The 12,219-nt window shown below is 57.2% G+C and carries 15 protein-coding genes; 8 read left to right on the forward strand and 7 right to left on the reverse strand.

Annotation, left to right across the window (positions count from 1 at the left end):
- The first annotated feature begins 277 nt into the window (after nt 1–277).
- The 4 genes from Q8N00_09920 to Q8N00_09935 all read left to right on the forward strand — a co-directional run bounded on the left by Q8N00_09920 (nt 278) and on the right by Q8N00_09935 (nt 2,620).
- Nucleotides 278–586: a helix-turn-helix domain-containing protein gene (locus Q8N00_09920; protein MDP2383107.1), complete on the forward strand. Its 309-nt coding sequence runs from the start codon at nt 278–280 to the stop codon at nt 584–586.
- A 148-nt stretch (nt 587–734) separates the two neighbouring features.
- The gene (locus Q8N00_09925) at nt 735–1,535 is read left to right on the forward strand and encodes a transposase (GenBank protein ID MDP2383108.1); all 801 of its coding nucleotides are present in this window, start codon (nt 735–737) and stop codon (nt 1,533–1,535) included.
- Between the two features lie 31 nt (nt 1,536–1,566).
- On the forward strand, nt 1,567–2,178 hold the full coding sequence (locus Q8N00_09930) for a hypothetical protein (protein ID MDP2383109.1): 612 nt from the start codon (nt 1,567–1,569) through the stop codon (nt 2,176–2,178).
- 253 nt (nt 2,179–2,431) lie between these two features.
- A complete protein-coding gene (locus Q8N00_09935; GenBank protein MDP2383110.1) occupies nt 2,432–2,620 on the forward strand; it encodes a hypothetical protein in 189 nt (62 codons plus the stop codon).
- Here Q8N00_09935 and Q8N00_09940 read toward each other — a convergent pair.
- From Q8N00_09940 to Q8N00_09970, 7 genes are all read right to left on the reverse strand, one after another.
- Entirely contained in the window at nt 2,617–4,437 is a 1,821-nt protein-coding gene (locus Q8N00_09940; protein ID MDP2383111.1) for an ATP-binding protein, read from the reverse strand. The two genes, Q8N00_09935 and Q8N00_09940, sit on opposite strands and share 4 nt — an antisense overlap.
- Nucleotides 4,438–4,513: 76 nt before the next feature.
- Entirely contained in the window at nt 4,514–4,975 is a 462-nt protein-coding gene (locus tag Q8N00_09945; protein MDP2383112.1) for a phage holin family protein, read from the reverse strand.
- A gap of 8 nt (nt 4,976–4,983) precedes the next feature.
- The gene (locus tag Q8N00_09950; GenBank protein ID MDP2383113.1) at nt 4,984–5,319 is read right to left on the reverse strand and encodes a DUF5666 domain-containing protein; all 336 of its coding nucleotides are present in this window, start codon (nt 5,317–5,319) and stop codon (nt 4,984–4,986) included.
- Nucleotides 5,320–5,352: 33 nt separating this feature from the next.
- Nucleotides 5,353–5,973 (reverse strand): c-type cytochrome, encoded by a 621-nt coding sequence (locus Q8N00_09955; protein MDP2383114.1) that lies wholly within the window; start codon nt 5,971–5,973, stop codon nt 5,353–5,355.
- Nucleotides 5,974–6,021: 48 nt separating this feature from the next.
- Complete coding sequence (locus Q8N00_09960; protein MDP2383115.1) at nt 6,022–6,831, reverse strand: carotenoid biosynthesis protein; 810 nt, start codon at nt 6,829–6,831, stop codon at nt 6,022–6,024.
- Nucleotides 6,832–6,969: 138 nt separating this feature from the next.
- Nucleotides 6,970–7,953, reverse strand: a complete 984-nt coding sequence (locus Q8N00_09965; GenBank protein ID MDP2383116.1) for an NAD-dependent epimerase/dehydratase family protein — start codon at nt 7,951–7,953, stop codon at nt 6,970–6,972.
- A 97-nt stretch (nt 7,954–8,050) separates the two neighbouring features.
- Nucleotides 8,051–8,941 carry a polyprenyl synthetase family protein gene (locus Q8N00_09970; protein ID MDP2383117.1) on the reverse strand — a complete coding sequence of 297 codons (891 nt, stop codon included), beginning with the start codon at nt 8,939–8,941 and terminating at the stop codon, nt 8,051–8,053.
- Nucleotides 8,942–9,731: 790 nt separating this feature from the next.
- Between Q8N00_09970 and Q8N00_09975 the strand changes: the two genes are divergently transcribed.
- The 4 genes from Q8N00_09975 to Q8N00_09990 all read left to right on the forward strand — a co-directional run bounded on the left by Q8N00_09975 (nt 9,732) and on the right by Q8N00_09990 (nt 12,208).
- Entirely contained in the window at nt 9,732–10,040 is a 309-nt protein-coding gene (locus Q8N00_09975; GenBank protein ID MDP2383118.1) for a hypothetical protein, read from the forward strand.
- A gap of 233 nt (nt 10,041–10,273) precedes the next feature.
- Nucleotides 10,274–10,642 carry a hypothetical protein gene (locus tag Q8N00_09980; GenBank protein MDP2383119.1) on the forward strand — a complete coding sequence of 123 codons (369 nt, stop codon included), beginning with the start codon at nt 10,274–10,276 and terminating at the stop codon, nt 10,640–10,642.
- A gap of 39 nt (nt 10,643–10,681) precedes the next feature.
- Nucleotides 10,682–11,296, forward strand: a complete 615-nt coding sequence (locus tag Q8N00_09985; GenBank protein MDP2383120.1) for a hypothetical protein — start codon at nt 10,682–10,684, stop codon at nt 11,294–11,296.
- 255 nt (nt 11,297–11,551) lie between these two features.
- On the forward strand, nt 11,552–12,208 hold the full coding sequence (locus tag Q8N00_09990; GenBank protein MDP2383121.1) for a hypothetical protein: 657 nt from the start codon (nt 11,552–11,554) through the stop codon (nt 12,206–12,208).
- Nucleotides 12,209–12,219 lie beyond the last annotated feature (11 nt).

The raw sequence follows: 12,219 nt of genomic DNA on the forward strand, positions 1-12,219 counted from the left end.
CCCCTAGGGTTAGGTGGGGGAAAAGAAGGACGGATGGGCAGCCTAGTCGTCCTCTGTGCTCGCGCAACGCTCACGGGCTCGTCTGTCTGGTTCTTCTGGAATGTTTCCTGCCACAATTGACGCGAGTACGGCATTGCCGTATAGTGTGCGCATGTTCACGGTTTTCGAAACCCCTACGTTTGCCCCCTCGACAGCAACTGCTGGAACGATGAAGATCGAACAAACTGCATTACCTTCATCGCCACAAATCCAGATGCCGGTAAAGAGGAGATCGAAAATGCGTAAAGCAAAACAGAAACCTACCGGTCGTCAGCCTAAAGTGGACATTGGCGCCGAACTACTCTCGTCGGTGCGTGAAATGAAGACCGGTGTCCGTGCTCGCGTCCATCGCCCTGAAATTTCAAAAGTTGCCCACGCTCGGTTGGCGTCCGGGCTTTCTCAAACCGCCTTTGCCGCATTGCTTGGAGTTTCTGTACGTACCCTCCAAGACTGGGAACAAGGCCGTCGCGAACCATCCGGGGCGGCAAAAACCCTTTTCAAGGTCGCCGAGCGCCATCCTGAAGTTCTGAAAGAACTCGTTGCGTGAAGTGGTACGGCCCGCAGAAGAACTGCAGCTGAACTGAAATGGCAGGGTTTGCCGCGTATGTTTCAGGAGAACTGATGGCGTGTTATGCGGGTAAAAATTGGCAGATCCAGCTCTTACACGGATCCGCTGAAACATTGTTAGGCGCTGCATGAAGCCCGATCATTCCTTCGAACGTCAGCTAAAGAACCTGGAACATGAGTCGAATGTCATCGCGAACTACGTATATGCAGAGATGGCAATTCAACACGCTGCCTCCAAGTCGAAAAAGCTTCTGAGTAGGCTAAACCGAACACGAACCTTCTGGATTGCCTGCAAGGCCGCATTCCAATCAGCAGCCTACATAGCGCTCGGTCGAATCTTCGACCTAAAGTCGCCGTATAACGTTGCAGCGCTCCTCAACGCAATGGAGCTCGAACTAGCTCTCTTCCAGAAGGAGGCGCTCGCAACTCGAAAACGCGATGGAGCTGCAAAGGATCCGGCGTGGCTGCCGGAGTATCTTCAAAGAGCCTACTACCCCACCAAGCGTGACGTCGAACGTCTAAGAAGGAAGGTGGCTGAGTACCGTAAAATCTACGATCGCGCGATCATGCCGGTTCGCCATCAATATCTCGCGCATCGTCAGGCTCACGATCACGAAAAGGTTCAAGCATTGTTTGGCAAAGGCAAAGTTGGGGAGATGTGGCGGCTGTCAACGTTCCTCTTGCGCCTGCATTTGTCGTTGTGCGAACTTCTCCTCAATGGAAGAAAACCTGTCTTACGTCCCGTTCGCTACTCGGTCAGGGCCATGTACGACTCCCAGAGCAACAGAACCGGATCGCACGAATACATGGTGCGAGACATGAAGAGCCTCATGAGCTTCATCGAAGCGGCAACGCCTAACCCTTCCATCGAGCGGACGTCTTCCAGCGGGCTTCGCCCGCTTCCAGCCGCCGCTCATGTCAAACGTTAGGCGGACAACCGATATGCGAGAAATGAATCACATGCCCCTCACGCTTTTGCTAACGACCTCTTTGGTTTTTTCCTTGCTTAGCTGTACGAGGGAGCAAGAAAAACCGCTAACGGCGACACACTCAGCGTCGTCAAGTAAATCTGCCGTGATTTCCGTACCGCGCGGCATCACCGGTTTGGAAGTCGGTATGACACCGGAGCAAATTGGCCAATTATTCAAAATTAAGGAGGATCAAGATCCTGTTGCGGCACTGCTCAAGAAGTACGGCAAACCAGATCAAGGCGAAGCGGTGTCCCGGGAGAACAAAACAATCCGGAAACGGTTTTTTCGTATCTCATCTGGTGTAGGCAAGATCCCTGACGGTGTCACCTCGGCTGATGCCCGCGCGACTCACAATATCGTCTATCAAATCGGTTTGCACTACGACGAAGCGAGCGTGAAAAAGATCGGCTGGGAAGGCATTACGTACCCTTACCTCGCAAAGTACGGGAAGCCTTCTGAGGAGGACACAGGCTCCGGGTACATTTGGAAGGATAGTCGCACACGCCTTGCCATTGAGTCATCTGGTTCAGTAATTAACGTGTTCTTCACAGATGAAGCGCTCGAAATCGAAGTGAGAAAAGAAGAGCGTAAATACCAGTGATTTCTGAATGGCCCCCCAACAAATGCTCAATCGGATTCGGGGTGCTGGCTCTCCCCTCGCCAATTAGCTCATCGTTGTCCTGAGCCATCCTGTCGGGAAAGGGCCGACCTGGCTCATGTGTCACATGTCTACGCTTTGCAGTCCGTAAGCGATCGCTCATGCCGAGTCCGAGTGAGGTCTTCGCTTTCCGGAGCTACTCAAAGAAACGTACATAAGCATTGGAACTGGTGGGGTTGGTTTCTGATATGGAGCGATGCGGGTTAGGATTCGATGGTTCGGACGAGTGGTACAACAGGCGAGTATTTCCGCAGGACGCTCAAAAAGCCCGTCCAGCAAGGCCGCAGCCGATGAACGCACCGGAGGCGTAGCCTTGGGCTACGTTGAGGATGCGTTCGAGGCGAGAACGAAGCTGGCGGGGATTTTTCAGCGTCCTTCGATTTAAGCCGGGCGGCGTGCGGGCGGTCTGCGTCCGCGTCCTCTGTAGGACGGTCCACGGCTGAGACCTGGGAGACGGATGGTGACGGTGGTGCCTTCGCCTGGCGCGCTGCCGATGGCGATCGAGCCGCCATGTTCTTCGACGATCTTCTTGACCGTGGCGAGGCCCAGGCCGGTGCCGGCCCGCTTCGTGGTAAAGAACGGCTCAAAGACTTTGTCGACGATTTCAGCAGGAATCGGAGCCCCGTCGTTCTTGATGAGGATCTGATCTTCCACGCCGCGTCCGGCGCGATGCTGGGTGACCTGAATGTGGAGATGGCCGCCTGGGCTCATCGCCTCACCGGCATTCTTGAAAATACTGAGAAAGACTTGCTGGAGTTTGGATTCGTCGCCGCGGACCGGCGCGATCATCGTCGCATAGTCCTTGGTGACCTGAATTCTGGTGACTTCGAGGTCGGTTGCCACTACCGTGAGCGCGCTTTCGATGACTTCGGGGATGCGGAGGAGTCGTCGATTTAGCTCGAGCGGTTTCGCAAAGTCCAAAATTTCGTTCAGGATGGCTTCGACACGGATCAAATCGCGCATCGCATTTTCGACGCGCGTCTGCGGGTCGAAGTCGAGGATGCCTTCACCCGTGACTTCCTCTAACTGGGCGCGTATCGAAGCGAGCGGTTCCCGCACTTCTGTGGCCAGGAACATGCTGAATTCACCGATGGCAGCCTGCCGCTCTTGCTTTCTGATGATGGGTTCCGAGGGACCAGGGACAACGGCCACTCCTGGTGCGCCTTCAGCGCCTGCGGCTGGGGCCACGCTGATCGGCGCCGGTGCCGGAGCCTGGAGAATGTCCGCGATTTTGACGATCGAGGGTTCAAGTGTACGGGCATCCGTCTGCTGGTAGCGCCCGGCTTCTTTCGAGGCCAGCGTGATGGTGCCACCCACTTGTCCCCGGACGAAGAATGGCACGACGAGTGAGGAGAGCAGTCGGTCCTTGAACAGATATTTGTGATCGAGGAACCGCCCCTGCGTGGATGCAAGATCGTGATCGACGCGCGGCTTCCGATGGCGGACCGCCCACCCGGAGGCTGAGCTGTCGAGCGTGAGGCGGTGGCCCGGTTTCAGATCTTTCTTCCCGTCCTTCTGTTCGCTCTTCAGATCGCCGGCCATGCCCAGGACTTCGACATTGCCCGCCAGGGGATCGTAGTGGCAGGCCCAGATGCGATCGTAGGCGACGTATTGGTTCGCTTCCGTCAAGACGGCAATAATCTTGTCTTGGAGTTCCGGGGTCAGCTGCGAGACCGGAGCCGCAAACATTTCTGCGGGAGACGGTGGCGGAGGGACCGGCTCATGCGCGACATAGGGGCGGCTGAGCACGACATTCATGTCGAACAGGCCTTCGCGTTCCAGCGCTTTGGTGACCTCGTCGCTGGCCTGCTCCATCAAGGCTTTTTCTTTTTTCGCGAAGGTGGCGCTCTCTTTCCGTCCAATCACCAGAAAGCCGTAGGTCCGGTTCTTATGCCGCAGGGGCACTGCGAGCATCGATTTCGCGCCCGGGGTGATCAAGCGGAGGCGAATCGTGCGCCCGTCTTCCTGATCGCTTGAGGGAGAGGCGGCGGCGATCGCGGGAGCTGAGAGCGTCCGGAGGATTGCCTGTGTATCGCGAGGGGTAAAACCTCGTGTGGCATGGCCGACCAGCGGGCCTTGGTCCCGGTGGAACACGGCGGCGAGCGCGGCGTCGACCGGCAGGTCGTTGAGCACGGACGTCAGGGTTCGCTGAAGATGCGTCTCAGGAATGGATTTGCTGTTGTGTGGAGCTGTGGGTGTCATTCGTGAGTTAGGGTAGTCAAGCGGGCGCATTGTAACAACGCGCGACACGCAATTCAATGAAAAGGAATAGGCCCCGTTATTCTTCTGGGTTAATGATCTTCGGCGGACGTTGCTGGAATGTTTGCTGCGGCTCAGGCGGGCGTGACCCGGAGGTCGTGGCATTCAGGATCGTGGTGACCAGGCTGATCACCACCGCGCCGCCGACCGCCGGCCAAAACCCCGCAACGGTAAATCCTTTCACCAGATAGGCGGTGAGTTCCAGCAGAAGCGCGTTGACCACGATGAGAAAGAGCCCCAGCGAGAGGACGATCAAGGGCAGGGTCAGCACAAAGAGGATGGGCCGGATCAAGATGTTCAGAAACGTGAGCACAAGCATCGCGGCGATCCCGACAGGGAGCGAGTCCATCTCAAGGCCCGGCACGATCATCACGGCCAGGAATACCGCGATGCCGGTAATCAGGATGCGACTCACCGCTGCGCGAATCCCACCGTTCAAGTAATAGTTATTGAGCTCGCGTGTGATGCGAAGCTGCTGCATCGTTTACCCTACTGGACCTGGACCGGCTGTACGGGAGCCGGTACACGTGTGGCTGAGGAGAAATTGATTTCGATGGCCCGCAACACTTTGTTGTCCTTCGTGGCCTCGATGACGACCCGATCGCCGACGACGGGTACGTTCGTGCTTTTCAGATTGCCCTTTTCCTTAAACCTGGTCTGTTTGTTCACCTGCACATCCACGGTTTTCCCCTTGGGGGTTTTGACCTCGACATGGGTCGCGTCGATGGCCGTGACGGTGCCGAGGACATGTTGGCCGGTGCCATGGGCGAAGGCCGTGGTGGCCATGAAGCTGAACAGACAGACAAGAATACTACGGTACATCATGATGGCTCAGTCCTTTGTCCTGGAAGATAGCTCTCAGTGGTGATGTCCACTTTCCGGTTGTCGTGCGGCACGGTCGTCTCCCTGGAGGAATTGGTCGAAGGAGGCTTCTTCTTCCAGTTCGTGTTTTGTCTTGGGATTCAGGCCCTTCATCTGATCGAGTTCTTCCGGGGTCAGTTGCGGGAGATGGCGGATGAAGTGTACCAGCTTCCAACTGTCCATATCTTTACTCGGGTCGCCTTCTCCCCAGGCCGGCATCGCGGTAAAACGAATGCCGTTGTGGATGACCCAGAAGAGTTCGCCGTCCGACATCGATTGGGTGTCGGCTAATCGGAGGTCCGGCGCTTTGGGATACACATTCTTGCCGATGGGTGTCTGGCCGCTCCCGTCGTTGGCATGGCAGCCTGCACAATGGTCGGCGAAATGGGCCAACCCTTCCTTCAAGAGGTCCGGGCTGAACGGGACCGGGTTGGGGTTGTTCCGTTGTTCGATCGGGATCGCGAGATGACGGATTTGCCGCGCCAGGAACACCTCGATCGCATGGGGCTCCGTTTTGGCACTAAAGCCGGTCGTGAACAATTGATAGCCGAGCCAGCCGAAGGTGCCGACAACTGCGAGGCCCAGGACGATGACAAGGATGATCAGCTTCGTTCTCATAGCAACAGTCGTTTACTATACAAAGTCTTTCGTCCGATTGCCACCGGGTCATGCTGTCGGGGAGGCGCTCCGTGATCGTGCGAGGCGAAGGATCAGCAGCATGAGGATGGGCAGATGCATCAGCAGTCCACTCATCCCCATGAACGGTTCGCCGATCCAGAAGGTCACGCCGAGGTTAAAGACCAGGACCCCATAGTACAGGCCGACGCCCAGCAAGAGTTGAGGGGTAATGGATGCAGGCAGGATCAGGTGGGGGAGTCGGCGCTCAAGGGGGAAATAGATGGCGAGGGAGATGAGTCCGACGACGGCCCACCCGACATAGTTGGCGGCCGGTACGCCGAAATGCCAGCCGGGATCGGGATAATAATAGATCTTGCCGAGGAACCAGCGATCGCCACGGAGCGCTACCGGATCGATCACCATGTCGATGAAGGAAAACAGGCCGGCGGTCAAGATCAGTACGGACCATTTGGTCCTGGCTGCGAGGTCGAAGCGCAGCGACTTTAGTAAGGGTTGCGCGGCTGGTGAGGATTGCTCGATGGGGAGGAGGAGACAGAGTGCGACGCAGTAGGCGGCGTAGAGGAGAAAGCTGAAGGAGATCGAGTCCATGAAGGGAATGTTGGAGAAGTAGAGCTCCTGCCCCAGGGTCGAACCATTGTAGTGGTACCAGCCGAAGGGAATGCCGTTGCGGGTGGAGGAATACTCGCAGACGAAGGCCGTGGCCCAGCTGATTAGCCAGAACCGCCAGGTCCGCGGCCAGCCGATCAGCTTGATCGCAGCGAAGAGAAAGGCCGCGAGGAAGATAAAGACGTAGGGCCGAAATACAACGGTCTTGAGTAGAAGAAGGATGTATTCCATGTTGAAGAATTAACGGATGCTCAAACAGGCCATCCAGCAAGGCCGCAGGCGCTGACAAGACCGGAGGCGTACCCCAAGGGGTACGTTGAGGATCTTGTCGAGCCGAGAACGAAGTTGGGGGCCTTTTTCAGCATCCGATCACGCGTACTTGTGGTCGCGGAACCATCTCACGGCTTTTTCCAGTGCAACCTCCGGCGGTGTCTGCGGGATGCCGAGTTCCCGGATGGCCTTGCTGCAGTCGTAGTGCATCTTGTATTTGGCCATTTTTACCCCTTCGAGTGGAATACGCGGTTGCTGGCCCGTGATGTTCGACAGCCATTGGTTCAGGTAGGCCAGCGGCAGGATCGCTAGCCGAGGGAGCTTGATCGTGGGCGCCTTCACGCCGGTCAGGCGACTCAAGATCTCGAATACCTCCCACAACATCAAGTTCTTGTTGCCCAGAATATAGCGCTCACCGATCCGACCCTTCTCCATCGCCAGTAAATGGCCTTCTGCCACATCATCGACGTCCACGATGTTCATCCCGGTTTCGATATAGGCGGGCATCCGGCCCTTCATGAAGTCCACGATGACCTGCCCTGTCGGAGTCGGCTTTATGTCACCGGCCCCGACCGGGGCGCTGGGGTTCACGATGACGACCGGCAGTCCCGCTTGCACAAGCGTCAAGACCTCCTGCTCGGCCAGGTACTTCGACCGTTTGTAATGGCCGGCCATCTGTTCGAGCGAGACGGGCGTCTCTTCCGTGCCGAGCCCTCCGCCGGGGGGGAGGCCAATGGCGCCGATGGTGCTGCAGTACACGATCCGCTCGGTGCCGACGTCGCGAGCCGCTTCCAGCAGATTCTTTGTGCCGGTGACGTTCACGTCATAGAAAATCGAGGGATCTTTGGCCCAGAGCGCATAGTGCGCCGCCACATGGTAGAGCTGCTGGCAGCCGGTGAGGGCCTTGCGCAGCGAGGTCTGATCGCGCAGATCGCCCTCGACCTGCTCGATGGTTAACCCTTGAAGGTTCCGGAGGTCAGATTCGGCACGAGCCAGAACGCGGACGTCGATCCCGCGTTGGACCAGCGCACGTGCGACGGCACCTCCGATAAACCCGGTCGCGCCTGTGACGAGAACTTTCATTGCGAAGAAGTGATGCGTGATGGGTGATGCGTGATGAGTTGGAAGTAAGGAGCCAGTTTCATCTTGCCTCATCACCCATCACTGATCACACGCCACGTTAGTTTTTTCTGGAAGTTATGTAGCGCGCGATTTCGCGGAGCGGGTCGGCTGCAGGGCCGAATGACGACAGCCGTGCGATCGCCCGGTCGACGCACTCGTCGGCCAGTTTTTTGGCGCCGTCCACGCCGTAGAATGTTGGATAGGTCTTCTTGCCCCGTTCCGCGTCGGTATTCGGGTTCTTGCCGAGTTCCTCACGAGTGCCGGTCACATTGAGCACATCGTCGGCAATCTGAAACGCGAGGCCGATGTCTTCCGCATAACCGGTCAGATTGGCCAGTTGGGCTTCCGTCGCGCCTGCGGCAATGGCGCCCATGCGTACGGCGGCACGCATCAACATGCCGGTTTTGTGCTTGTGAATGTTTTGCAATGTTGCGAGGTCGATGTCTTTGTTCTCTGCCTGGATGTCGAAGACCTGGCCGCCAACCATGCCGAGATTGCCTGAGCCGTAGGCCAGTTCCTGAATCAAGCGGACTTGCCGCACAGGATCGCAGCCCTTCATGAGGTCTGGACGGCTGCAGAGATCGAACGCCATCGTGAGCAACGCATCGCCTGCCAGGATCGCCATCGCATCGCCATAGACCTTGTGATTCGTCGGCTTTCCGCGACGGAAGTCGTCGTTGTCCATCGCGGGCAGATCGTCGTGGATCAGCGAATAGGTGTGGATAAACTCCAGCGAGCAGGCCACGGCCATCAATCCGGGTGGGGTGGTTCCGAGTGCTTCGGCCGCTGTAATCGTCAGGATCGGGCGGATCCGTTTGCCGCCTGCCATGAGGCTGTACCGCATGCTCTCGTGCAATGTGGTCGGTGGCGTCGTGGCAGGAGGGCTCACCTGATCGAGGAATCGATCGACGTCGATCCGCTTCTGTTCGAGATAGTCCTTAATGTTCATGGGGATAAGGTGCGAGTTGTGATGACTGTCCTGAACCGGCGCGGAGAGTACCAAACAGGTCGGAGGCTGTCAAACAGCGGAGGGGATGGAAGCTGATGATCTTCTGTGCTCGCGCAACGCGCGGCCTAGGAAGGTCCTCGTTGGACGCGCGCAGTGGAAGATCAATCAGTTCCCATCCTTGAGAGATAACGAGCGAGCTTGGAGGGAGCATATATTTGGAGGGAGCATATATATTGTTCGATGCGCGCAGTACAGGGCAGTCTCGGCCACTCCCTTAAAAAGAGGTATAGGGAATTAAGAGTCCATCGCACGGGCTCATGGCATGTCTCGGTATACCAATGTGTGGTCAAGCGAGAAGGACATTCGTAGTGGAGTCAATCCTAGTCGCTGACGTAAGGGGCTAGAAACTAAGACCTACCACGAGTCTCTGCGCCCCTTGCCTCTCGCCGTTCGCCTTCGCTATACTCCGCGACATGAGTATCAGAAAAGGTGGCGGAGACTGGGAGCCGATGCTGTTGGGGATTGAACCCCGCAACTGCAAGGTCTGCAAGGAAGGGCTCTACCGCAACAAGACGTTTTTTTCCGGCGGATGGTCTCGTTGTGCCTTGTGCGATGAGTTTGTTCATTACAGTTGTCTAGCCAGCGGCAAAGTTTCGTTCCTGAAAGCCCGTCCCCGCGTATGCAAGACTTGCCGCGCCGCCCAAGAGGGCAGCACCCTTCCTACGCCTTCGCCGAAGGAAGAGGCTCCAGCGGCCGTCGGGTCGTGACCCCCAGCTCACAATCAAGCCCGGTGGAAACCCGTCCGGGCTGGCATGTCTTTTTTTCTGAATCGGTCCGGTTCGTTCTTGCGCCGCTCGTTCTCCTCTTCAGTGGATTTTTTACCGCGAACTTCATCATCAGTGGCGAATATACCTGGCCGCGGACTAGCCGGACATTGGCGTTGACGCTGACCGTACTGATTCTCTCCCGTGAATTTGTCTACAAGGAACAGCTGTCGCATAACGACACGCCGGGGCGTGCGCGGTCGGCACTCCTCTATTCCTGTGTGTTGCCCTATCTGTTGGGCGTGGTGGTGATGCTCATTCTTTGGGCCCTGTAGCCGGATGCTGAAACAGACTGCCAGCTTCGTTCTCGTCTCATCGAAATCCTCAACGTACCACTGAGGGTACGCCTCCGGTTTCGATTCGCCTGCGGCCTTGCTGGACGGCCTTTTTGAGCATCCGGCAAGAGGGGTTGTCTGTTATGCCGCAGGGATAGTCTGATAAGGTTCTGTCGTGGTGAATTGATTTATCGGCAGCTTCCTAGCAGGCTGCTTTGGAGCGAGGACGGTCTATGGCAGAGATTATTCGTAGCGGGGCCTTTCTCCAACAATGTTGGTCGGTACATCCGCTCTGTCTGAAGGTCAAGCGTGTTGAGTCGGAGCGCATTGTCGTGCTGACTTGTAGTTCCTGTCGCATGGTGCATCGGGTGACCACCGATGCGGTGACCAGGCAGGATGCGACAGGAGATTCCACGTCGCCTGTCATCGATCCTGCACAGCCGGACGGAATTCCGGCGCTCAAGATCTGCATGGGTACCCATGTGGCTGCGTTATCGGTCCGGGAGATGGATGTGTTTGAGGATGCGCTGTGGGTCCGCTGTGCGGAATGTCGAGCGCAGTACAATTTGACGGTCTCCCAGTTTGAAACCCATCAGAAGTAGCCGGCCCGGGTCGAGCCGATCGCTTGCCTGTTGATGATTATGCCATCCCAATTCACAGACGAAGAGACAGCCTTACTGGCCGATCAGCACTTTTTTCTCGCCAAGGCGCAAATCATGGAAAAGATGCGTCATTCGCTCTCAGTCACCCATGCCGTCTTGAAAGAAGAGGTTTCGTCAGTTGCGCTCGTGACCCCGCCGGGCTTCAATCACGCCACCTGCCAATTTGTAAAGGGAGAGCATCTCGAGTCCTTTCCCTACCAATATCTGGATTTCCCGAAACACTTTCACGATTCGAAGGTCTTTGCCTTTCGAACGCTCTTTTGGTGGGGGCATCATGTCGTCTGTGCTCTGCTGTTGGAGGGGGAGGGGATCAAGCAGCATAAGGCCAGGATCGTGGACCGGTTTCATCAGCTTGCCGGGCAGGGACTGGAACTGTCCCTGGCGCCGACCTTGTGGGAATGGAAACGTGGCGAGGGTTATACGTTGCCGATCACTCACGATCGCAAGGCACAGATTGCCGCCGTGCTGGCTGAACGATCATTCTTGAAGATTGTCCGTTTCCTGCCGTTTACTGATCCCAGGGCTCAGTCGGGCAACGTGCCGGAATTCAGCCGCGAGACCTTTCGGGCCATCCTGCCGATCGTGACCCGCTAGAATATCGACGGTATGTAGGGGGGCCTCTCAAGAGAACCGTTCAGCAGGATGCTCAGCAAGCCCGTCCTCATCGTTTGTCCGTCGTTCGTGAAGCGTACTCGAAAACCGGAAATTTTTCCGCTTCACGAGATAGGGTCTTCGTACTGGCGGGACTTTCCCGCATGCTGTCCGAGCCGGTATTTGTCTATGGCCCGTAACTTGGGTAGACTGGGACCGCTTCAACGAAACGGCGGCCAATCGCAAGGAGGATCAATCGTGATACAGACAAGTGGACGACGGGGTATCGGTATTCTATGTGCGGCAAGTCTCTTGATGGGAACCGGTTGTGCTGGGAGCGGGAAGACGTTCTATCTGGACCTGCAGCAGAAACAAGCGGCGGCGCAGTACATGGAGCCGGAGCCGGTCAAGATCGTGATCGAATCGTTCGAGGATCGGCGTCCGGAGAAGGACCAGCTCGGTCTGCGGACTCACTTATGGGGCGGTGTGACCTACTTTAATGTGGCGGGAGAGCGGCCTGGAAATGTGGTAGCCCAGGCTCTTGCCGATCGTCTGAAGGCGCGCGGATGGAAGGATCGGGCCTGGACGGTGCGGGTCGTGCCCAGCGGGGCCGTGACGAATCTGAACGATGCCGACATTGTCATCAGCGGGCAATTGCTCGACTTCTCCGTCAACGCGAAGAGCCGGGTTTTCTCCACGGCGGTCAATACGAGTAGCAAGATGGTCATTACCGCAACAAATCTTGGCGACAAAAGTTCGACCACCAGATTGGTGGAAGGGGCGCAGCGCGATACGGTGGTCTGGTTCAGCGAAGAGGATGTGCGAGCTCTAATGTCGGCGACCCTGAAGGACGGGATCGATCGGTACCTGGCCGATACGACGATCGAGCAGAAGGCCTTGCGGTCGACACGTTGATGGGTATGGGG

It is taken from the genome of Nitrospirota bacterium (assembly GCA_030684575.1).
Lineage (GTDB): Bacteria > Nitrospirota > Nitrospiria > Nitrospirales > Nitrospiraceae > Palsa-1315.